Annotated in this window: 25 protein-coding genes; 13 read left to right on the top strand and 12 right to left on the bottom strand. The window is 60.4% G+C overall.

The features are described 5' to 3' along the window. Positions 1-158 precede the first annotated feature (158 nt). The 3 genes from ATN84_RS05260 to ATN84_RS27435 are packed head-to-tail and all read left to right on the top strand — an operon-like array spanning position 159 to position 1020. Entirely contained in the window at positions 159-464 is a 306-nt protein-coding gene (locus ATN84_RS05260) for a hypothetical protein (RefSeq protein ID WP_153020098.1), read from the top strand. Positions 465-493: 29 nt separating this feature from the next. Beyond that, a complete protein-coding gene (locus ATN84_RS05265) occupies positions 494-844 on the top strand; it encodes a DUF427 domain-containing protein (RefSeq protein WP_244490978.1) in 351 nt (116 codons plus the stop codon). A 20-nt stretch (positions 845-864) separates the two neighbouring features. After that, a complete protein-coding gene (locus ATN84_RS27435) occupies positions 865-1020 on the top strand; it encodes a hypothetical protein (RefSeq protein WP_201026312.1) in 156 nt (51 codons plus the stop codon). A 39-nt stretch (positions 1021-1059) separates the two neighbouring features. Here ATN84_RS27435 and ATN84_RS05270 read toward each other — a convergent pair whose 3' ends face one another. The 3 genes from ATN84_RS05270 to ATN84_RS05280 form a co-directional block, all read right to left on the bottom strand. Further along, positions 1060-1389 carry a hypothetical protein gene (locus ATN84_RS05270; protein WP_068880461.1) on the bottom strand — a complete coding sequence of 110 codons (330 nt, stop codon included), beginning with the start codon at positions 1387-1389 and terminating at the stop codon, positions 1060-1062. 45 nt (positions 1390-1434) lie between these two features. After that, complete coding sequence (locus ATN84_RS05275; RefSeq protein WP_082766139.1) at positions 1435-2106, bottom strand: UdgX family uracil-DNA binding protein; 672 nt, start codon at positions 2104-2106, stop codon at positions 1435-1437. Positions 2107-2233: 127 nt separating this feature from the next. Beyond that, complete coding sequence (locus ATN84_RS05280; RefSeq protein ID WP_068880462.1) at positions 2234-2845, bottom strand: PRC-barrel domain-containing protein; 612 nt, start codon at positions 2843-2845, stop codon at positions 2234-2236. A 223-nt stretch (positions 2846-3068) separates the two neighbouring features. Between ATN84_RS05280 and ATN84_RS27440 the strand changes: the two genes are divergently transcribed. Further along, entirely contained in the window at positions 3069-3266 is a 198-nt protein-coding gene (locus tag ATN84_RS27440; protein ID WP_068880464.1) for a hypothetical protein, read from the top strand. A 92-nt stretch (positions 3267-3358) separates the two neighbouring features. Next, positions 3359-3712, top strand: a complete 354-nt coding sequence (locus ATN84_RS05290) for a hypothetical protein (protein WP_068880466.1) — start codon at positions 3359-3361, stop codon at positions 3710-3712. Positions 3713-3748: 36 nt separating this feature from the next. Here ATN84_RS05290 and ATN84_RS05295 read toward each other — a convergent pair whose 3' ends face one another. From ATN84_RS05295 to ATN84_RS05305, 3 genes are all read right to left on the bottom strand, one after another. After that, positions 3749-5188 (bottom strand): alpha,alpha-trehalose-phosphate synthase (UDP-forming), encoded by a 1440-nt coding sequence (locus ATN84_RS05295; protein WP_082766095.1) that lies wholly within the window; start codon positions 5186-5188, stop codon positions 3749-3751. Between the two features lie 125 nt (positions 5189-5313). Beyond that, positions 5314-6042: an alpha/beta hydrolase family protein gene (locus tag ATN84_RS05300; protein ID WP_068880467.1), complete on the bottom strand. Its 729-nt coding sequence runs from the start codon at positions 6040-6042 to the stop codon at positions 5314-5316. Further along, the gene (locus ATN84_RS05305) at positions 6035-7126 is read right to left on the bottom strand and encodes a DUF3182 family protein (RefSeq protein ID WP_068880469.1); all 1092 of its coding nucleotides are present in this window, start codon (positions 7124-7126) and stop codon (positions 6035-6037) included. Before ATN84_RS05305 ends, ATN84_RS05300 begins: the two co-directional genes overlap by 8 nt. Before the next feature lie 179 nt (positions 7127-7305). Here ATN84_RS05305 and ATN84_RS05310 point away from each other — a divergent pair, with 179 nt between their 5' ends. Together ATN84_RS05310 and ATN84_RS05315 are read left to right on the top strand one after the other, a co-directional pair. Beyond that, positions 7306-7512: a hypothetical protein gene (locus ATN84_RS05310; protein WP_068880471.1), complete on the top strand. Its 207-nt coding sequence runs from the start codon at positions 7306-7308 to the stop codon at positions 7510-7512. Between the two features lie 120 nt (positions 7513-7632). Beyond that, positions 7633-8190 (top strand): sigma-70 family RNA polymerase sigma factor, encoded by a 558-nt coding sequence (locus ATN84_RS05315; RefSeq protein ID WP_068880472.1) that lies wholly within the window; start codon positions 7633-7635, stop codon positions 8188-8190. 16 nt (positions 8191-8206) lie between these two features. Here the strand turns inward: ATN84_RS05315 and ATN84_RS05320 are convergent, their stop codons facing one another. After that, the gene (locus tag ATN84_RS05320) at positions 8207-8404 is read right to left on the bottom strand and encodes a hypothetical protein (protein ID WP_068880473.1); all 198 of its coding nucleotides are present in this window, start codon (positions 8402-8404) and stop codon (positions 8207-8209) included. A 466-nt stretch (positions 8405-8870) separates the two neighbouring features. On the opposite strand from ATN84_RS05320, the gene ATN84_RS05330 reads away from it, so the two are divergent. The 6 genes from ATN84_RS05330 (at position 8871) to ATN84_RS05355 (ending at position 13980) form a co-directional block, all read left to right on the top strand. Then, positions 8871-9380 carry a ferritin-like domain-containing protein gene (locus ATN84_RS05330; protein WP_068880476.1) on the top strand — a complete coding sequence of 170 codons (510 nt, stop codon included), beginning with the start codon at positions 8871-8873 and terminating at the stop codon, positions 9378-9380. Positions 9381-9547: 167 nt separating this feature from the next. Next, positions 9548-10369 carry a cytochrome c oxidase subunit II gene (locus ATN84_RS05335; RefSeq protein WP_068880478.1) on the top strand — a complete coding sequence of 274 codons (822 nt, stop codon included), beginning with the start codon at positions 9548-9550 and terminating at the stop codon, positions 10367-10369. Positions 10370-10422: 53 nt separating this feature from the next. Next, positions 10423-12201, top strand: a complete 1779-nt coding sequence (ctaD, locus tag ATN84_RS05340) for a cytochrome c oxidase subunit I (protein ID WP_068880480.1) — start codon at positions 10423-10425, stop codon at positions 12199-12201. Beyond that, positions 12198-12902: a cytochrome c oxidase subunit 3 gene (locus ATN84_RS05345; protein ID WP_068880481.1), complete on the top strand. Its 705-nt coding sequence runs from the start codon at positions 12198-12200 to the stop codon at positions 12900-12902. Before ctaD ends, ATN84_RS05345 begins: the two co-directional genes overlap by 4 nt. Positions 12903-12912: 10 nt before the next feature. Beyond that, entirely contained in the window at positions 12913-13635 is a 723-nt protein-coding gene (locus ATN84_RS05350) for a heme-copper oxidase subunit III family protein (RefSeq protein WP_068880483.1), read from the top strand. Positions 13636-13644: 9 nt separating this feature from the next. Beyond that, positions 13645-13980, top strand: coding sequence for a cytochrome C oxidase subunit IV family protein (locus ATN84_RS05355; RefSeq protein WP_068880484.1), 336 nt, complete (start codon positions 13645-13647; stop codon positions 13978-13980). A 27-nt stretch (positions 13981-14007) separates the two neighbouring features. Here the strand turns inward: ATN84_RS05355 and ATN84_RS05360 are convergent, their stop codons facing one another. The 5 genes from ATN84_RS05360 to ATN84_RS05380 form a co-directional block, all read right to left on the bottom strand. After that, positions 14008-14844, bottom strand: a complete 837-nt coding sequence (locus ATN84_RS05360; RefSeq protein ID WP_068880485.1) for a DUF2189 domain-containing protein — start codon at positions 14842-14844, stop codon at positions 14008-14010. 200 nt (positions 14845-15044) lie between these two features. Then, on the bottom strand, positions 15045-15992 hold the full coding sequence (locus tag ATN84_RS05365) for an ABC transporter substrate-binding protein (protein ID WP_068880487.1): 948 nt from the start codon (positions 15990-15992) through the stop codon (positions 15045-15047). A gap of 147 nt (positions 15993-16139) precedes the next feature. Beyond that, positions 16140-17138, bottom strand: a complete 999-nt coding sequence (locus ATN84_RS05370) for an ABC transporter permease (RefSeq protein ID WP_068880489.1) — start codon at positions 17136-17138, stop codon at positions 16140-16142. Beyond that, a complete protein-coding gene (locus ATN84_RS05375; protein ID WP_068880490.1) occupies positions 17135-18691 on the bottom strand; it encodes a sugar ABC transporter ATP-binding protein in 1557 nt (518 codons plus the stop codon). The genes ATN84_RS05370 and ATN84_RS05375 overlap by 4 nt, the downstream gene beginning before the upstream one ends. After that, positions 18688-19863 (bottom strand): Gfo/Idh/MocA family protein, encoded by a 1176-nt coding sequence (locus ATN84_RS05380; protein ID WP_068880492.1) that lies wholly within the window; start codon positions 19861-19863, stop codon positions 18688-18690. The genes ATN84_RS05375 and ATN84_RS05380 overlap by 4 nt, the downstream gene beginning before the upstream one ends.

Genomic DNA, 19863 nt, shown 5'->3' on the forward strand with positions numbered 1-19863 from the left:
ATTCTCACCGATTTCCGTTGCCTTGAGCACGTAATCCTCCGAAGCTGAAGCTGCCGCAGGAAGCAAACGGGAAAGGGTGCGGCGGGTTCCATGCCGGCGAAAACGGGAACATGGAAGCCGCCCGCACGTTGATCCGGCAGCCGAAAGGGGAACCAGCAATGACCGAAATCACACATGAAGAAATCGAGGGGCGGCTGATCGCCCAGCGCGAGGTGCTGGGCTTCATGCTTGCGATCCTCGCCCGGCGGGAAGGCGCGGGTGATGCGCTCTGGAACGAGCTGGAGGAAAGGGCGACGTTCCAGAACCAGCAGGAAGATCCCGGCGTTCTGCCGACGCGCGCTTTCGCGGCGGAAGCCGCCATGATGCGCGAATTCAGGTTGATCGTCGACGAGGCCCGGGCGCGTTTCAATGAGGCCAGAGGGAAAGACCGGAACTATTCGCAGCCGCCCGAATTAGAGGAATAACGGCGCCGGCAACAATGGAGGGCCGCAAGATGACAGATCCCCAAACGACGGACAGAATGACGATAAGGGCCCATCAGGGACCGGTCACGGTGCGCTTTCTCGACGTGGTCGTCGCCTCGACGGAGCGGGCAAGGGAATTGTATGAACCCGGTCACGATCCGGTGCTCTACATCCCCTTCGAGGACGTCTATTTCGTCTATATGCAGAAAACGGACAAGCGGACGGAATGTCCGCGAAAAGGCATCGCCAGCTATTGGCGGATTGTCGGGCAAGGGCAGGCCGCCGAGAATGCGGTCTGGACCTATGACGATCCCAATCCAGCCGTCGCTTCGCTGAAGGGCCATGCGGCATTCGACCCCAAGCAGGTGAGTTTCGAGTGAGCTGACGGAGGGAGACGATCATGCCTGAAAACTTCCTGTGGTTCCTCATCGTGGCGGGCGGCCCCGTTCTTCTCGGCGCACTGATCGCCTATGGGATGATGAAGGCCCGAAGGCTGCGGAGGGACGAGCGGGAAGCCCGTGATCAGGCAACACGGAAATTATACGGTGATGAGTAGCATCCGACTTCGCCTTTGATGGGTCTTGTTGCCCATCGCTCACATCTGCAGGGATTTCACCACATCGGGATCAATTCTGCCCTGGAGGATTTTACGCGGGCCCTCAGTCGGAAAAGCGCCGCTTTCGTTCTCGATCACGGTATAGAGCTTGTCGTCCCGAAAGGCGCTCCAGGTCCGGGTCGAGGCATCGTCGCTCAGCTTGGCGCCGATATCGAGAAAATCGCGTTCTGCCTCAGAAGCGACGAGCCGCGCATCCGCCGGGGATCGCGCCCGCACGACGACTTCGCCCTGATAAGGCGAATTGTCCCAGCGCGGATCGTTCGCCTCCGCGATCGGGACCAGCCGGAAAATCTTCAACTGTTCCATCATTCATATCCGATGCTGAAATGAATGGCCGCATGGACGGCCGCATATTCAACGGCGTCCCGCACCGTTTGTTCCGGTGTTCCGCCTGCTCTCCTTCGCGGCTTCATGCACGAATTGCGCGGCCGTCCGGAGGTCGCGGACGAACAGCTCGCGCTGAAGGGCCATGTCGTCGCGCACGCGCAGGAGATAGGAGGGATGGACGGTGAGGAGCAGGGCATATTCCTCATCGAAAGGAAGGATGGTGCCCCTGTCGCGCATGACCTTGAACTTGCGCGGGGCGATCGAATTGGCCGCCGTGGCGCCCAGGGCGACGATCAGGTGCGGGCGGACGAGATCCAGCTCGCCATTGAGCCACCATCGGCAGGCCTGGACCTCGCCGGCGTTGGGACGCTGGTGCATGCGACGCTTGCCTCTGAGCCGAAACTTGAAGTGCTTGACCGCATTGGTGACATAGCACTCGGACCTGTCGATGCCTGCTTCTTCCAGGCATTTGTTGAAGATGTTGCCGGCAGGCCCGACGAAGGGAGCGCCGGCGATATCCTCCTTGTCGCCCGGCTGCTCCCCGATGAAGAAAAGCGACGCATCGGTCATTCCCTCCCCGAAGACCGTCTGGGTCGCATTCTCGTAGAGATCGCAACGCGTGCAATGCTCCGCCTGGCGTGAGAGTTTCCGGAGTTTTTCTTCGCGCGTCCCATCATGCAGCTGATCGGCCGCGCTTATCGTTTCCGTGTCGAGCAAGATCGTTCCCTTCGAACGGAAGGCAGACCACGCCAGGGATCGAAATCCCTGACGCGGCCCCCCGAACGGATCAAACCTTCCTTAGAAGCTTGGTCGTTCTATGAGGCCCTTATTGGGCCGAGGGGTTCGGTGTCGTCGGTGCCGGTGCCGGTGCGGCAGGGCTACTCTCCTCGGGAGTATTGCCGGGCATAGTTTCGTCCTGCTGGTTCTTGTTTGCCTTATCAGGATCGGCGATGCCGCCGGTGAACATCTCCGACCGTTCAAAGGCCGGCGCCTGTTCCAGCTGTTCCTTCGTTACCTTGGCGACGAACCAGCGATCTCCATCGCCCTGCGTGGCCAGATCAAGTCGATCAAAGCCTACGGCGACATTCTTCTCGCCAATGCCGAGGAACCCCCCGACACCGATAACAACGGCCTCAGCGACGCCGTTCTGGCCGATGATGATATCGTTGATATTGCCGATCCTCTGAGCGTCGTTTTCAGGTCCGGCAAAAACGCCGGTTCCGATCACGCCTGATGCCAGCACCTGGCCTTCAACCGCTGAGAAGTTCTGGTTGGGATCAACCTTGGGCGCTACCTCGGGCGGATACTGGAAAACCTCCCTGGTTTGTGCCGGCGGTTCCGGTTGAGCCTGGGGCGTCAGTGTGTCGGTGCTCTGGGCAAAGGATACTGTCGACAGCATCGCGATAGCCGCTGCACTTCCCAAAAGTTTCGTAAGCATGGCAAGTCTCCTTTCCTCGGTCTCAGACCAAAGCCTTCAATTCATGCGCCTTGGTAACGAAACAGACCTGCCAAACGTTCCCCGAAATATTCCTCGTTCGTTTGGATGAATTAACCGGAACTTTGCCGGACGCAGGGGGTTAGACAGCCGTCATAAGAAGTTCAGAAAAGCAGGACCGGCGCCGGTTGCCAGCGATCGACGAGACCGCCCTTGAGGAGCCATCATGGACGCAGATAAATGGAATAGAAAAAAGCTCGATGAGTTGAACGATATGTCGCGACAGCAGACGGAGGTCTATCTGCGCCGCTCCTCCATCGGATTTCTGGAGTGCGCGATAAACCTGATGGCAACGCACATGCCGTTGAAGGACGTTGCCGATATATTGGAGGCCGAAGCCAAGTCGATCAAGGAACTGGGTTAGGCTCAAGAGAGGTGCTACACTGTGTGGTGTGGAGGAACCAAATGTTCTCCCAGCGGTTTTCATGGGTCTGTTCCAGAGAAAGGGAGAATGCGATGCAATTGCGCGAGACGCGGATCCTGCCGGCTTCGACGCCCGACCAGGCACCTTCAGTGGAGTTCATCGGCACGAGAGGCGAGCGGGTTACCGTGCGTTTTGCCCATGACGAGGATATGGGCTCTTCAGATCGCGACCGCCTGATCTCGAAAGCGACCCTGATTCTGGCGGAACTGGTGAATGCCGACACGGCTGGCGATCTGGACAAGAAGGGCGGCGGACGATCGGATGAGCGAACGGAAGATCCGGCCGAACTGGAAGAGCAATTGCAGGAAGGTCTGGAAGATACGTTCCCCGGTAGCGACCCGGTTTCCGTCGTTTCCACGGGCATCCCTGGCAAGCCGAGGAAATAGCCGCCGGCCCTCCGGGATCTGGAACGGAGCCCGGCTTCAGCCGGCTACCGTATATGCATTGCTTTCCGCGCGTCCCACATCCCGCATCATTCTTGAAAAGCCGTAGGGCGCCTTTCTCAGCGCTTCAAGGAATGTGGTCTGCCACCAGTGCGCATCGTTGCTGCATATCCGATCGAGCAGCCTGCGATGCCGTTCCCTGCGCTCCTGTAGCGGCATGGTGACCGCCCGCTTCATCGCGGCGGCGATTTCGCCCGCATCATAGGGGTTGACGACGAGCGCTTCCCGCAGCTGTTCGGCGGCACCTGCAAATTTCGACAGGATAAGGACGCCGGGATCACCGGGGTCCTGCGCCGCGACATATTCCTTCGCCACCAGATTCATGCCGTCACGCAACGGCGTTATCAGCCCGATGCGGCTGGCGCGGAAAAGGCAGGCGAGCTTGTCGCGCGGAATGCTGCGATTGATATATTGGACGGGAGACCAGTTGAACTCGGCATATTTCCCGTTGACCGCTCCCGCCAGTTGCTCCAGTTCGGCCTTTATCTCGGTATAGGCCGGAACAGCCTCCCGCGAGGGAGAGGCAATCTGGAGATATTCCGCACATCCCCGATACTCGGGATAGATGTTCAGGAATTCCAGGAAGGCCCGGGTGCGCTCGATAAGCCCCTTCGAATAATCGAGCCGGTCGGCGGAGATCATCTGGACGCGTCCCAGCACGTCACGCCGCATTCGCTCCAGCTCCACCGCGTCATCGATCTTCTCCGCCATTTCGCAGAATTGCGCCACATCGATGCCGATGGGGAATGCGCCTATCCTGATGGTGCGGCCGGAAGTCCTGACGAGATCGTCGGAAATGAACTCCACATCGGAATTCTCCACGAGATAATAGCGGAAATTTTCCAAATCCCTTTCGGTTTGAAAGCCGATCAGATCGAATTCCAGAAGACAGTTGCGCAGCCATTCGTGCCGCGGAACGGCGGAGAAGATTTCGGCGGAGGGAAAAGGAATGTGGAGGAAAAAACCGATCTTGTGATTGCTCCCAAGCCTGCGCAATTCGCGGGCGACGCCGATCAGATGATAATCGTGAACCCATATGAGGTCATCATCCCTGAGTTCAGGAAAGGCGATCTCGGCGAACCGCCTGTTGACGGCGGCATAGGCTTGGGCAAAATCCTCGCTGAACTCTATGAGATCAAGGCGGTAGTGGAAGGAAGGCCACAGAACGCAGTTCGAAAAGCCGAGATAGTAGTTCTCGTGTTCCTGTTTCGTCAGCGAGAAGGTGAGCGTCGTTACTGTCTTATGATTCCTGCGCCGGGGTGGCGGATAATCGCCATTGCCGCTGACGCAGCCATTCCATCCCACCCACAAGCCTTCACCCCGCCTCAGCGCATCGGCTATTCCGACTGCAAGCCCCCCTATCTGTGTTTTCTCGCCGATTTCGGCGACACGATTGGATATGATGACCAGACGCTCCACGACAGCTTCTTCCCAATAGACCCTCAAGGTCGATTAACTCTTCGCAGGCCAAAGCAGTTCCGGAGGAAAGAAGAAAAACATCCGCTCCGGCGGCGAAGAACCCCGCCGATCCGGTCGGGCATCGCTCAACGGGCGCCGAGGATCATCTCGCGCAACCAGCGCAGCAGCAGAAAATCATAGGCCTGCTGGCATTCGGGAGTGCTGAGGGCGTGATCCGCGCCCTCTATCACACGGGAGGTGAGAGAGCGGGCATAGAGAAAGGCTGCCCGATAGCTGGCGATGACGGTGAAGGGAATGATCTCGTCATTTTCCGACGAGACGATCAGGACGTCGCCCTTGAACGAGTGGCAGTTGCGCAGCGCCCTGTTTTCTTCGGCCGGGATCACCGACGACCGGTAGCGCGCGAGATCCTCCCGGTTCAGCAATGCCTTGGGCACATCCCAGTTCTGGTCCCTGTAGAGGGCCGGCACCCGCAGGGCCAGCCAGCGGACCGGCCGCTGCGATGTCAGAATGGAGGCGAGATAGCCGCCGTAGCTGCTGCCCACGACGGCAATCGAATCCGGGTCGACGGACGGGTGCGACGCCAGCACGTCGTAGGCGGCAAGGACATCGCTGAGATTATCGCTCCTCGTCACCGATCGGAGCTGGGAACGCGTGCCGGCATGGCCGCGCATGTCGAAGGTGAAGCAGATGCAGCCGAGGGCCGCTATATCCTGCGCGCGTTCCATGTCGCGCTCCTGGCTGCCGGCCCAGCCGTGCAGGAAAAGAACACCGGGCGTTCCCGTCTTCGGCAGGGCGAATGTTCCAAGAATTTCCTCGTGGTTCACTCCTATCGAGACCTGTCTGCTAAACATGATATCGTGCCTCCAATCTTGCGTATTTCGTCATTGGTCCTTCCTGTGGATCCTCTCCCGCAAAGCAAATGAGATCGGCCCGGGTGGAGGGCTCCGTGCGTCCGTACACCTCATATGAAGAGGCCTCCACGGCGGCGAGCGACGGGGTCTCCTTCAATGCCTCGAGGGCAAGCAGTTCGGCGCTTGTCGCTCCACCCAAACGCCAGGATTGTTCCAGAACGCCTATTTTCCGTTTGCCGCGGCTGTCCGTCCCAACGAGGACGTCGTAATTCTTCCGCGAGGCAACGAGCTGCAGAACATCCTGTGCGAGGTCGTCATAGAGCTTTCCCGCCCTGACGATGCGTTTGGCCGCCGCATCCTTCAGCCAATCCGTCAAATCGGACCAGTTGCCGCGAACCGCGCAGAAGCGCGTCCCGCCATAGGCGGGCCGATTGCGGTTGTCGGTGGTCGTCCTCTGGGTGCCGAAATAGGAAATGCTGATATCGTCGATGACGACCTGGCCAACGCTATAGGTCGTGACCTCCTCCATGTCCTCCTCGACCACATAACCGCCCGTCAGCTTTGTCGGCTCCAGAAGATCGACGAAGCCATGGAGGGTTTTCTTGTCGGCGATCACGGTCTGACCGTGGCCTCCATCGGCCAGCGCCGACTTGATCCTGACGCGCCCTTTGGACAGCAAATGCTCGGCCGCGCGGATCAGGTCTTTCGCGGTGAAGACGGAGAAGCCCTCCAACACGATCCCTTGAACCCGATCGCAAAACTCGTTCCGCCAGCTCTCCGGCGCGTGGGTGGCGTCGGCCGCCAGCGGATGGGTGATGACCTTTGTCGCCATGAAGGCGTGCGGCACGATACCGCCGAACAGATCATGGCAACCGAAAACGGCCTCCCGGCCGATGCATTCTTCGAGCGCTATGGTCTCGAGCGGGACGTAATAGCAATCGGCCATCATTCCGAACGCGGCCGGGGAAGCCGCCTCCAGAAAAGCGCAGCCCTTTATTTCGGCGATCCTGCGGCCAAGACTCACCAGGGTTGCAAGCTTGTGAGGCGATTGATCGCCCGCATGGGAAAGAACGACGTTCTTCATGGCAGCTCCATGGGCCGTTGCTAAGCGCATGACTCACAAGTGGATTGCGGTGCGTTTGTTCCCTTCGTCGCCGATGGCGGCACCCACGCCCAGGTGGATTTGCAGATCGAGGAACGCTTTGCGGGACGAGACGTTAGGTACCGACAACGCTGACCGATGCACTTCGTCGGGAGATGGATATGAAACCGACCATTACTGCCGTTCTCGCCGTTCTGCTCCCTCTCATGGCTGGCTGCAATAACGAGCCGCAGGACCGCACGAGCGAGACGACGGAGCCCAATCCCGAGGTGCAGACCGACAGGAATCCGGATACGGGGACAGGCGGACCGGTGCCGGAGACGCCGAAGGACGGCGACGAGCAACAGATGCCAAGCCCGTCCAACTGACACAGATTTCACGAAAATCCGCTCCAGGGACAAAAAAGCCGCGGCGGCGGAACCTAGAACCTTCCGTGACGTTCTCTCCCGATCAAAAATAAATTTCTCTTGATCTCACAGGAGCGTCCAATGCAAGCCGTCAGCGAACGCCAGCCGGATCACGTTGCAAACGATTTAAAAGATCAGATGGCGTCCATCCTGCCTGCTTTAAGAGCTTTTTCCCGGACTTTCTTCAAAAACCCTGATGACGCAGACGATCTTGTGCAGGAAACACTGAGGAAAGCGCTTGGAAGTATTCATCAGTTTACTCCAGGAACAAGCATGAAATCATGGCTATTCACCATCATGCGCAATACTTACAATACGGCTGTAAGATTAAAACTTAGGGAGGTGACGGGATCCGAACGTTGTATTTCTGAGAACTGCAGCACAAGCGCCAATCAGGAATGGGTGTCGAGAGCCAGGGAATTGCAGGATGCGCTGCACGAAATCCATCCGGAGATGCGGGAGGTGATCATCCTCGTTTCCGTGATGGGGAGCAGTTATGAGGAGGCCGCCGAAATCTGCGGCTGCGCGATCGGCACCATCAAGAGCCGGTTGAACCGCGGGAAAGCTCAGCTTCTGGAAAAGCTCGGGGGGGAAAGCCGCCATTCCATACTTGAAACGCCGCAGCAGGGAAGATTCTGAACAAAGCGGCGCTCATTCATTTCTCGTCGTTATCTTTTTCTTTCCGCTTCTCGAGTTGACGGACCAACTGAAACTGCAGCTGCTCCCATAGGCGGCGGGTCTCGGCGGAGACCGGAAGCCTGGCGATATACTCGCCGAAATGACGCAATTCCTCATCGAGTTGCTCGAACGGCGTTGCACCTTCGTCATCATTGTCTTTTTGCTTTTGCTTCATGCGACGCGCTCCCTTTCGATATCAGCCCTTCCAACAAATCCGGAATTGGCATGTTCCTGAAACATTCCATGACAATGCGCATTTCGAGCCATCGCGTCCGCGCCCAGCCGGTCAGATCGTCCAAGGTCAGAACCCCGAAACCGGCACAAGCATAAGGCCGGCGGCTTTCCAATTTGCAAATACCCCGTGCTGCCGGATTGCCGTGCCCGACAGGAACAATCCATGCGTGAAGCCGTTAGTCGATCAAATCGCGTCCATGCACGAGCATGCATCAAGGAGCGGCAGGAATCGTGACCCAACTCGAAGCGTTTCTTTATGTGATCGGAATCGGGCTGGCCCTGTGCGCATCTCTGGGGCTCGGGATTCTCGTCCTTTATCTGAACGCGCCGGAGAGATCGAAACCTCGCACTGAACGGCGGCGAGGCGAGCGGAAGCCGGCAGAAGGTTTCAAGATGGGAGTTAAATGATGGCACGCTCCGACAACATGATAAACTATTGGCTTCGCGATGCGCATGCAATGGAGGAGCAGGCGGTTACCATGCTGAACGCCCAGTTGCTGCGGCTGGAAAACTATCCCGAACTGCGTGCGCGCATCAACGACCATATAGACGAGACGAAGAAACATGCCGAACTCATTCAAGGCTGCCTCGAGCGCCGCGGCGCAGGGACTTCGACCATCAAGGATACGACCGGCAAGCTGATGGCCATGGCGCAGACCCTGGGCGGCATATGGGTCGGCGACGAAGTGGTGAAAGGCGCGCTCGCGAACTACACGTTCGAGCAGATGGAGATCGCCAGCTACCGCATATTGATCGCAGCGACGGATTATGTCGGCGACCTCGCCACCAAGAATATCTGCGAGGAGATCCTGCGGGAAGAGGAAGCCATGGCCGGATGGCTCGCCGATCATTTTGCCGTCACCACCCAGCAATTCCTGCAGCGGGACCAGGTCGAATCCGAGGAGGCCAAGCGTTAGCCGGCGCCGCTCATCCGCTTACCGTTCGACGCCTCCTTTCAGCTCCGCCGAGCATAACCGGCAAGGCTGATTGCCTGAATTTGTCGTTCATGACATAGTAATCATGGAATTTTCTACAGAGTGCAGGTTCGTGTCCGCAGCCGATCCACGGCAGGGAGGGGCAAGAAATGGCTGTAGTCGTGGTTCTGGTGGTGCTGGCGGTCGGGTCCGTCCTGTTCCATTTTTTCAGTCCGTGGTGGTGGACGCCTATCGCGTCCAACTGGGGCTATATAGACGACACGATCATCATCACATTCTGGATCACCGGCGTCGTGTTCGTCGCGGTGGTGCTGTTCATGGCCTATTGCGTCCTGCGTTTCAGGCACAGGGCGGGAAATCGCGCCGCCTATGAACCGGAGAACCGGAAGCTGGAGTGGTGGCTGGCGACGGTGACGGCCATAGGCGTCGCGGCGATGCTGGCGCCGGGGCTCTTCGTGTGGAACCGGTTCATCACGGTTCCCGACCATGCCACCGACGTCGAGGTCGTCGGCCAGCAATGGCTCTGGAGCTTCCGGCTACCCGGAAGCAACGGAAAGCTCGGAACAGCCGCGACCGGCAGCATTGCGGCGGACAATGCCCTAGGCCTCAACAAGAACGACCCCAATAGTCTCGACGACATCATCATAGAGGGCGGAGAGCTGCACCTGCCGGTCGGCAAGCCCGTGAAGGTGCTGCTGCGCTCCGTCGACGTCCTGCACAATTTCTATGTGCCGGAGTTCCGGGCCAAGATGGACATGGTTCCGGGGATGGAAACCTATTTCTGGTTCACGCCCACGCGGACGGGAACCTTTGAAATCCTCTGCGCCGAACTTTGCGGCGTCGGGCATCCGCAGATGCGCGGCACAGTGGTGGTCGAGGAGGAAGCCGATTACCAGGCATGGCTGCAGGAACAGCCGACATTCTCTCAGCTGATGGCATCCGGAGAGGACGTGCAGACGGCGGAGAATTGAGCTTGCGCGGCCGCCGGGAGGACGAGGGCGGATAAAGCACAGGGAGGTCAGAGATGGTCGAGATCCAATCCGGCATAGGCACAGCCATTCCGCCTGCCGAAACCGAAGACATGGAGCTTTACCATCCCAAGAGCTGGTGGACGAAATATGTCTTCAGCCAGGATGCTAAGATCATCGCCATCCAATATTCCCTGACCGCCATAGCGATCGGGCTGGTGGCGCTGGTGCTTTCCTGGCTGATGCGCCTGCAACTGGCATTTCCCGGCGCTTTCACCTTTATCGACGCAGAGCGTTATTACCAGTTCATCACCATGCATGGGATGATCATGGTGATCTACCTCCTGACGGCGCTGTTTCTCGGCGGGTTCGGCAACTATCTGATCCCGCTGATGATCGGCGCGCGGGACATGGTGTTCCCCTATGCCAACATGCTGAGCTACTGGGTCTATCTGCTCGCCGTTCTGGTGCTCGCCGCCAGCTTTTTCGCGCCCGGCGGACCGACGGGCGCCGGCTGGACGCTCTACCCGCCGCAGGCAGTCCTCTCCGGCACGCCGGGCGGGCAGGACTGGGGCATCATCCTGATGCTGTCCTCGCTGATCCTGTTCATCATCGGCTTCACCATGGGCGGATTGAACTATGTGGTTACCGTCTTGCAAGCGCGCACGCGCGGCATGACGCTGATGCGGATGCCGCTGACGATATGGGGCATCTTCACCGCCACCGTGATGGCGCTGCTCGCCTTCCCCGCCCTCTTCGTGGCCGCCGTCATGATGCTGTTCGATCGGGTGCTCGGGACGAGCTTCTTCATGCCGGCCCTCGTCGAAATGGGCACTCTCCTGCCGCATCAGGGCGGCAGTCCGCTCCTGTTCCAGCACCTGTTCTGGTTCTTCGGCCATCCGGAAGTCTATATCGTCGCGCTGCCGGCCTTCGGCATCGTCTCAGACCTGATCAGCACCCATGCGCGCAAGAACATCTTCGGCTACCGGATGATGGTGTGGGCGATCGTGATCATCGGCGGGCTGAGCTTCATCGTCTGGGCGCATCACATGTATGTCAGCGGCATGAACCCGGCCTTCGGCTTCTTCTTCGCCACGACGACGCTGATCATCGCCGTACCCACCGCCATAAAGGTCTATAATTGGGTGCTGACGCTCTGGCGGGGAGACATTCACCTGACGCTGCCGATGCTGTTTGCCCTGGCTTTCATCGTCACCTTCGTCAATGGCGGGCTGACGGGCCTGTTCCTCGGCAATGTCGTGGTCGACGTGCCGCTTTCCGACACGATGTTCGTGGTCGCGCATTTTCACATGGTGATGGGCATCGCGCCGATCATGGTGATTTTCGGGGCGATCTATCACTGGTATCCCAAGATCACCGGCCGCATGCTGAACGAGACGATGGGCCAGATCCATTTCTGGATCACCTTCCTCGGCGCCTATGCGATCTTCTTTCCCATGCATTATCTCGGGCTGATGGGCGTGCCGCGCCGCTACCACGAGATGGGCGAAACGATCTTCAATCCGCCGTCGGCGCACATGCTGAACATCTTCATCACGGTCATGGCGCTGGTGGTGGGCGCCGCGCAGATCGTCTTCCTGTTCAACCTGGCCTGGAGCCTGAGGAAGGGCAAGCCCGCTGGCGGCAATCCGTGGCGGGCGACGACACTCGAATGGCAGACACCACAGACCCCACCCGTCCACGGCAATTGGGGCAAGGAGCTGCCGGTCGTCTATCGCTGGGCCTATGATTACAGCGTTCCGGGTGCGGCGGAGGATTTCATCCCGCAGAACCAGCCGGCGCCCGACCGGCTATCGAGAGGAGCGCTGGCATGAGCGTCATCCTCATCTTCATGGCAGGGATCGCCGTCATCATCACCTGGTGGATGGCGCAGCAGAGGCTGACATCGAAGCCCTGGCTGGAGGTGGGTCGCGCCGGCGACGTTCCCGATGGGAGCAGCTCGGCGCCGGCAACGGAAAAGATCGGCCTCTACGTATTCCTTGCCGTCGTCGGTGCTTTGTTTTCGCTTCTCATCAGCGCCTATTTCATGCGGATGGACACGGCGGACTGGTGGTCGGTCCCGATCCCCAATCTGCTCTGGGTGAACACGGCCGCGCTTGCGGCAAGCAGCGTCGCGCTGCATTGGACGAAGGCCGAGACAAGGGAAAATCGCGGCGAGGCGACAAGAGTGGCCCTGTTGGCGGCGCTCGCGACGGCCGTGCTGTTTCTGATCGGACAGGTCCTGGCGTGGCGGGAACTGGCGGCGGCGGGTTACCTCCTTACCAATAATCCGGCGAACAGCTTCTTCTACATGATCACCGGTCTGCACGGCCTGCATATCATCGGCGGGCTCGCCGTCTTGAGCCGGACGACCTGGAAGGCCTGGAACGGTGCAGAGCCCAGCGGGCTGCGCCTCAGCGTCGAGCTTTGCGCCATCTATTGGCATTTCATGCTGCTCGTCTGGCTGATCCTCTTCGCCCTGTTCGCGGGCTGGGCCAACGATTTCATCGATATCTGCCGTCAACTGCTCACCTGAGGGGGTGGAGATGACCGAAACCACGCAAACACAGACCAGCGGCCTTCTCCCCCGGCCCGGGGGCCTGCGCGGCGTTGCCGCCGACTGGGCCTCAGACCAGCGGACGTTCAAGAGCGTCTCCTGGGGCAAGGCCATGATGTGGATATTCCTCCTGAGCGACACCTTCGTCTTCGGCTGTTTCCTGATCGCCTACATGACGGCGCGGATGTCGACGGTCGTGCCCTGGCCCAATCCCAGCGAGGTCTTCGCGCTGACGATCGCCGGCCACGAAATACCGCTGATCCTGATCGCCATCATGACCTTCGTGCTGATCTCGAGCAGCGGGACGATGGCGATGGCGGTCAATTTCGGCTATCGCCGCGACCGCCGCAAGACAGCGGCCCTGTTGCTGGTGACGGCGCTCTTCGGCGCGACATTCGTCGGCATGCAAGCCTTCGAATGGACCAAGCTGATCACGGAAGGCGTGCGCCCATGGGGCAATCCATGGGGCGCGGCGCAGTTCGGCTCGTCCTTCTTCATGATCACCGGCTTCCACGGCACCCATGTCACCTTCGGCGTCATCTTCCTCCTGATCATCGCCCGCAAGGTGCTGCGCGGGGATTTCGACGTAGAAAGGCGCGGCTTCTTCACCAGCCGCAAGGGCAATTACGAGATCGTCGAGATCCTCGGCCTCTATTGGCACTTCGTCGATCTCGTCTGGGTATTCATCTTCGCTTTCTTCTATCTGTGGTGAGGTCAAGTCATGGCGCAAACAGCCACGCATGCCGAACAGCAGCAGCACCCGATCAAGCTCTATCTCGTGGTCTGGGGGCTGCTCTTCGTCCTCAGCGCCCTCTCCTATCTCGTCGATTATCTCGAGCTTCAGGGCTATCTCAGATGGTCGCTGATCCTCGTTTTCATGATGCTGAAAGCGGGGCTGATCGTGGCGATCTTCATGCATATGGCATGGGAGAGGCTGGCGCTGACCTATGCGATCCTGCTTCCGCCCCTGCTGGTGCTGGTGTTCGTGGCGATCATGGTATCGGAATCGAACTATACCGTCCTGACGCGGACGATGTTCTTCGGTGCGGCACCCTAAGGGTGGCACCGCACCGGATATGGGCGCTCAGGCCATAGCTCTGCGGGCCTCTCCTGTCTGCATCGAGGGCTCAGGCGGCACGATCCGGCGATAGAGATGCCAAGTCGCATGGCCAAGCACCGGGATCACGACCGCAAGGCCGGCGAACAAGGTCACGAAGCCCACCGCCAGCAGACCCGCGACGATCAACCCCCAAAGCGCCATGGCGACGGGATTGATCAGCACGGACCTGATCGACGTGACGATCGCCGGAAAGGCGCCGACATCGCGATCGAGCAGCAGGGGAAACGTGATGACGCTGATGCACAGCACCACAAGGGCAAAGACGAAGCCGATGAGGTTGCCCCAGACGATCAGGCGCATGCCCTCATTCGTGGTGAAGACCTGATTGAAGAACCCGCCGATCGACTGAGGCGCCGCAGGGCCGAAAAGGTTCTGGTAAAAGGTCTGTGCGGTGAGAATCCAGGCGATGAAAAGCGCAAAGAGCAGGATGCCGACGGCCAGAATGGAGGGGATGGCCGGGGAATGCACCACATCGAAAGCATGGCGCCAGGAGGTATCGAGCCCCAGCTCCCGGCGGCGGCTGATCTCATAGAGGCCGATCGCGGCGAACGGTCCCAATAGCGCGAAGCCGGACATCAGCGGATAGAGCAGCGGCAGCATGTTGGCGCCAGATGTCCAGCGGGCGATGAAGAGACCGGCAATGGGGTAGATCAGGCAAAGAAAGACGTAGTGCGAAGGCTTGTCCCAGAAATCATCGAACCCCTGGCGAAGGGCGGCAATGACATCGGCGACGCCAATCCGGCGTATCGCGGGATAGACGGGGGTATCACTTGCACCGGCAATGACATGAAATTGAGCCATGAATGCTTCTCCCGATTTCGCTCTGAGCGGAGCGGAAAAGGTCGCCAATGGCACCAAGCGAGAAACCGGAGCCACGGGACCGAAATCTGCAGGTGGAATAAGGATACGACAATTTGCCGCATATTGCCAGCGATGCGGATGGCTCAACGAAAAACGCGGGATTGGAAATCCCGCGTTTCTGTGTTTCTCGGGCGATCAGATCAGAAGGGCGAATCCGGGAAATAGAATTCGTTGGCGTTGTCCTTGGTGATCAGGGTGGCATCGAGGATGTAATTGCCGCGCACCGGCACCTGGTCGTGGAAGTTGCCGGCCGTCAGCTCCATGGCCGTGGCGATCATTGCCGGCGGATAGAGCACGTCGACCGGGATCATGCTGTCGCCGTCGGCGACCCGCTTGATCATATCCTTCATGCCGGCGCCGCCGACGACGAATTTGATGTCGCTACGGTTCGCCTGCTGGATGGCTTCGAGAACGCCGACGGCCATGTCGTCATCCTGGCACCAGACGGCGTCGATCTTCTTGTATTTGGCGAGATAGTCCTGCATCACCTTGAAGGCATCATCGCGCGACCAGTTGCCGAACTGGCGATCGAGCACATTGATGTCGCTTCCCTGGATCGCCTCGTCGAAGCCCTTCTGGCGTTCCTCGTCGATAACGATCGGCAGGCCGCGGATGACGACGACGTCACCCTTGCCGCCAAGCTCCTTCTTGATGTACTCGCCGGCGACGCGGCCGAGCTCGGGGTTGTTGCCGGCGACATAGAGGTCCTGGATCGTCTGGTCGGACAATGCCCGGTCGACGACAGTGACGAAGATGCCCTTTTCCTTCACCTGCCGGATCGGGTCGGTCAGCTCGTCGGAATTGTGCGGCAGGGTGACGAGCGCATCAATGCCCTGTGCCGTCAGATCCTCCAGCGCATTGGCCTGGCTGGCGCCATCCGGCGAGGTCTTCACCGTGATCTTCAGCCCGGGATAGCGGGCTTCCAGCGTCTTCTTCGCCCGTTCGGCATGATAGACCACGCCGCCGGTCCAGCCATGGTCGGCGGCCGGAATGGAAACGGCGATGTTGACTTGCTTGTCCTGCGCCTGCGCCCCCATGGCAACCGACGCAAGCGCGAAGGCCGCCAAACCCATCAAAATGTTTCTCATCTCTCTCTCCCTAGAGCATGATCCTGAAAATCGAAATTTTTCGATAGATCATGCGGCTTTCAACAAGGGCCTCTCTGACGAATGGCGGCCGGCCCCTTTGCCGCCTCTCCTCCACGGCGGTCGTCAATCCAACGACCGCACTCGAACTCACCGTCGCCCGAGCGAGCGCTGGATCAGCATGGCGATGATGATGATCGCCCCCTGAACAGCGCCGATGAGATATTCGCTGACGAGATCGGAAAGCACCATGATGTTGCCGACCATCTCCAATATCAGCGCGCCGCAGATCGTGCCCCATATACGCCCGACGCCACCGCGCAGGGCGGTGCCGCCGATGACCACGGCCGTGATCGCCTGCAATTCCCACAACAGTCCCGTCGTCGGCGTGGCGGCGCCGAGCCTCGGCACGTAGACGAGCACGGCAGTGGCCACACAGAGGCCCTGGATGACATAGGTCAATGTGCGAACCCGGTTGACCGAAATGCCGGAATAGCGCGCCACCTCCTCGTTGGAACCGACGGCCGTGACATGGCGGCCGAAGCGGGTCCGGTAGAAGATGAAGGCGCCAACGACCGCCACCACCAGGATGACGATGACGGGGATCGGCACCCCGAGCAGATTGCTGAAATAAACCGGGCGATAGGCGGCGCGCAGCTCCTGCGATTTGATGGCGATGGACCCGCCCTCCGCCAGATAGATCGTCAGCGCGCGGAAGATGCCCATCGTGCCGAGCGTCACGATGAACGGCTCTATCCGGCCCAATGTGGTTATCAGCCCGTTGGCGAGCCCGCACAGCGCGCCGACTGCGAGGGCGAGCAGCATGGCGGCGGCGATCATCCCGACATCGCTTGCGATCAAGCCGGTGTTGAGGAAGAGGATCATCGTGCCGGCGACGAAGGCCGACATGGAGCCCACGGAAAGATCGAGCCCGCCCGCCGAAATAACGAATGTCGCGCCCACCGCGATGATGGCGATGAAGGCGCTGCGGGTGACGACATTGAGCAGATTGTCGATCCCGACGAAATTCGGATTGACCATGGCGCCGAACGCGAACAGCACCGCCAGCGCAACGAAAGGCGCGACGGCCCGCAGATCGATGTCGCCCAGGGATCGCCTGGCGGTCTGTGCTGCCGTGGTATTGCTCATGCACTTTCCGCCACCAGGGCGGCCTCCCTCATTGTTGCGCCGGTGGCGAGCACGACGATTTCAGCTTCCGTCATGTGCTCGCCCGTAACCTCCCCGGCGATCTCCCCATTCCGCATGACGATGATGCGGTCGCAAATGCCGATCAGCTCCGGCATTTCCGACGAAATGACGATAACGGCCTTTCCCTCGGCTGCAAGGCCGTTGATGAATTTATAGATCTGCTCCTTGGTGCCTATATCGATGCCGCGCGTCGGCTCGTCGATCACGACGATCTCGGGGCCGAGCAGCATCATCTTGGCGAGCAGCAGCTTCTGCTGGTTGCCGCCGGAAAGCTGGCCGGCGAGAAGATCGCGGCTGCGCGTGCGGATATCGAAATCCCGGACCGCCCGGTCGAGCGCCTCATCCTCGCGTTTGCGGTCGATCAGCAGGCCGCGCACGAACCGGTCGAGCCCGGCCAGGGTGAGATTGATCTTCAGATTTTGCGCAAGCAGCAGGCCCTTGCCTTTGCGGTCTTCGCTCAAATAGACGATGCCTGCCTTCATGCTCTCGTTGACATTCCGGAAATGTACCGGGCTGCCGTTCTGGCGAACGGTGCCATGGGCCGGACGAAGCCCGAGGATACCTTCCAGCAGCTCCGTCCTGCCGGCGCCAATCAGCCCGGCAAAGCCGAGAATCTCGCCGCGCTTCAACGAAAAACTCGCATTTCTGACGAAACCCGGCACGCTCATATTCTCGATTTCGAGAACGGTTTCGCCGGCCTTCACTTCAGCGCGATCTGGATAGAGCTTCGACACGTCGCGGCCGACCATCAGGCGGGCCATGTCCACCGGTTCGAGGTCGGCCGCCTCATAGGTGCCGACCAGTTGCCCGTCACGCAGAACCGTGATGCGGTCGGCGATGGTCTTCACCTCGGGCAGCCGGTGGGAAATATAGAGGATCGCCGCGTCCTTTCCCTTGATCGCATCGATCACCTTGAGGAGCGCCTTGGTCTCGACCGGGGTGAGCGAGGCCGTCGGCTCGTCGAAGATGACGATCTGGTGCGGGACAAGCAAGGCACGGGCGATCTGGACGAGCTGGCGCTGGGCGATCGACAGGCGGTGGACCACCGTTCCCGGATCGATATCGGCGCCGAGGTCGAGAACCGCGCGGTGCGCGCCTTCCGCCATGGCCCGCTCGTCGAGCACCAGGCCCTTGCGCAGCTCGCGCCCGAGATAGATGTTCTGCGCGACCGTCAGGTCGGGCGCGAGCAGGATCTCCTGATGGACGAGAACGATGCCGCGCTCTTCCGCATCGACCGGGCCGGTGAAGGTGATCTTTTCCCCATTCACCCGCAACGTGCCCTTTGAGGGCGCGAGATGGCCGGACAGGATCTTCATCAGGGTCGACTTGCCGGCCCCGTTCTCGCCGATGATGGCGTGCACCTCCCCCCGCTTCAACTGAAGGCCGATATCCCGCAGCACCTCGACGGGCCCGAAGGATTTCGAGATGCTTGTCGCCTCGAGCAGGATATTGCCGGCGGGTTCCGCCGGCGCGGGGGAAGGAGCTTTGCTCATCCGACCTTGGTCCATTGGTTGCCGGCCTTGGAAGAGGCAACGGCGGCTTCGATGAACTGCATGCCGACAAGCCCGTCCCTTACCGTCGGGAAGATCACATCCTTGCCCGGCTTCTCGCCTTTGCGGGCCGCCTGAATGGCAAGGGCGGCTTCCGCGTAGATATTGGCGAAACCCTCAAGGTAGCCTTCCGGATGCCCGGCCGGAACACGGGTGACCCGCGCGGCTTCCGGCCAGGCACCCGCGCCCCCGCGTGTAAGCAGTTGCTTCGGCTCGCCGAAACGGGTGAACCAGAGATAGTTCGGGTCGGCCTGCGTCCATTCGAGCCCACCCTTGGTGCCATAGACGCGCAGCTTCAGGCCGTTCTCATTGCCGACCGCGACCTGGCTCGCCCAAAGCATGCCCTTGGCGCCACCCTTCCAGCGCAAGAGAATCTGCACATCGTCATCGAGCTGCCGGCCCTCGACGAAGGTGGTGAGCTGCGCCAGCAGTTCATCGAGCTCCAGCCCGCTGACGAAACAGGCGAGATTATAGGCATGCGTGCCGATATCGCCGATGCAGCCGCCGGCGCCGGAACGCTTCGGATCGGTGCGCCATTCCGCCTGCTTGCTGCCGGAAGCCTCGGCCCGCTCGGTCAGCCAGTCCTGCGGATATTCGGCCTGGACCAGGCGAATCTCGCCCAGCTCGCCCTTCTCGACCATGGCGCGAGCCTGGCGGATCATGGGATAGCCCGTGTAGTTATGCGTGACGGCGAAGACCTTGCCGGTCTTGTCGACGAGATCGACGAGTTCCTTCGCTTCCGCAACATTGAGCGTCAGCGGCTTGTCGCAGATGACGTGGATGCCCGCCTCGAGGAATGCCTTCGCCGCCGGCGCATGCATATGGTTGGGCGTGACGATGGCGACCGCCTCGATGCCATCGGGCCGGGCGGCTTCCGCCTTCGCCATCTCCTCGAAGGAGCCATAGGCGCGGTCGGGCGCGATGCCGAGCTCGCGGGCGGATGCCCGCGCCCGTTCCGGGTCGGAGGAAAGGGCGCCGGCCACCAGCTCGTACTGGTCGTCGATGCGCGAGGCGATGCGGTGCACCGCGCCGATGAAGGCGCCCTGGCCGCCGCCGACCATGCCTAAGCGAATGCGGTCCGCGCCCTGTTCCTGCCTGCTTGCTTCAATCGTCAT

The sequence above is a fragment of the Paramesorhizobium deserti genome (assembly GCF_001558695.1).
GTDB classification, from domain to species: domain Bacteria; phylum Pseudomonadota; class Alphaproteobacteria; order Rhizobiales; family Rhizobiaceae; genus Paramesorhizobium; species Paramesorhizobium deserti.

Excerpts from the sequence above, each read along its gene's own strand:
- ATN84_RS05310 (WP_068880471.1), top strand. The coding sequence starts at position 7,306 with ATGAAACCGACCATTACTGCCGTTCTCGCCGTTCTGCTCCCTCTCATG.
- ATN84_RS05290 (WP_068880466.1), top strand. The coding sequence starts at position 3,359 with ATGCAATTGCGCGAGACGCGGATCCTGCCGGCTTCGACGCCCGACCAG.
- ATN84_RS05345 (WP_068880481.1), top strand. The coding sequence starts at position 12,198 with ATGAGCGTCATCCTCATCTTCATGGCAGGGATCGCCGTCATCATCACC.
- ATN84_RS05305 (WP_068880469.1), bottom strand. The coding sequence starts at position 7,126 with ATGAAGAACGTCGTTCTTTCCCATGCGGGCGATCAATCGCCTCACAAG.
- ATN84_RS05280 (WP_068880462.1), bottom strand. The coding sequence starts at position 2,845 with ATGCTTACGAAACTTTTGGGAAGTGCAGCGGCTATCGCGATGCTGTCG.
- ATN84_RS27440 (WP_068880464.1), top strand. The coding sequence starts at position 3,069 with ATGGACGCAGATAAATGGAATAGAAAAAAGCTCGATGAGTTGAACGAT.
- ATN84_RS05370 (WP_068880489.1), bottom strand. The coding sequence starts at position 17,138 with ATGAGCAATACCACGGCAGCACAGACCGCCAGGCGATCCCTGGGCGAC.
- ATN84_RS05355 (WP_068880484.1), top strand. The coding sequence starts at position 13,645 with ATGGCGCAAACAGCCACGCATGCCGAACAGCAGCAGCACCCGATCAAG.
- ATN84_RS05365 (WP_068880487.1), bottom strand. The coding sequence starts at position 15,992 with ATGAGAAACATTTTGATGGGTTTGGCGGCCTTCGCGCTTGCGTCGGTT.
- ATN84_RS05350 (WP_068880483.1), top strand. The coding sequence starts at position 12,913 with ATGACCGAAACCACGCAAACACAGACCAGCGGCCTTCTCCCCCGGCCC.
- ATN84_RS05330 (WP_068880476.1), top strand. The coding sequence starts at position 8,871 with ATGGCACGCTCCGACAACATGATAAACTATTGGCTTCGCGATGCGCAT.
- ATN84_RS05375 (WP_068880490.1), bottom strand. The coding sequence starts at position 18,691 with ATGAGCAAAGCTCCTTCCCCCGCGCCGGCGGAACCCGCCGGCAATATC.
- ATN84_RS05260 (WP_153020098.1), top strand. The coding sequence starts at position 159 with ATGACCGAAATCACACATGAAGAAATCGAGGGGCGGCTGATCGCCCAG.
- ATN84_RS05300 (WP_068880467.1), bottom strand. The coding sequence starts at position 6,042 with ATGTTTAGCAGACAGGTCTCGATAGGAGTGAACCACGAGGAAATTCTT.
- ATN84_RS05270 (WP_068880461.1), bottom strand. The coding sequence starts at position 1,389 with ATGATGGAACAGTTGAAGATTTTCCGGCTGGTCCCGATCGCGGAGGCG.
- ATN84_RS27435 (WP_201026312.1), top strand. The coding sequence starts at position 865 with ATGCCTGAAAACTTCCTGTGGTTCCTCATCGTGGCGGGCGGCCCCGTT.
- ctaD (WP_068880480.1), top strand. The coding sequence starts at position 10,423 with ATGGTCGAGATCCAATCCGGCATAGGCACAGCCATTCCGCCTGCCGAA.
- ATN84_RS05320 (WP_068880473.1), bottom strand. The coding sequence starts at position 8,404 with ATGAAGCAAAAGCAAAAAGACAATGATGACGAAGGTGCAACGCCGTTC.
- ATN84_RS05380 (WP_068880492.1), bottom strand. The coding sequence starts at position 19,863 with ATGACGATTGAAGCAAGCAGGCAGGAACAGGGCGCGGACCGCATTCGC.
- ATN84_RS05335 (WP_068880478.1), top strand. The coding sequence starts at position 9,548 with ATGGCTGTAGTCGTGGTTCTGGTGGTGCTGGCGGTCGGGTCCGTCCTG.
- ATN84_RS05265 (WP_244490978.1), top strand. The coding sequence starts at position 494 with ATGACAGATCCCCAAACGACGGACAGAATGACGATAAGGGCCCATCAG.
- ATN84_RS05360 (WP_068880485.1), bottom strand. The coding sequence starts at position 14,844 with ATGGCTCAATTTCATGTCATTGCCGGTGCAAGTGATACCCCCGTCTAT.
- ATN84_RS05315 (WP_068880472.1), top strand. The coding sequence starts at position 7,633 with ATGCAAGCCGTCAGCGAACGCCAGCCGGATCACGTTGCAAACGATTTA.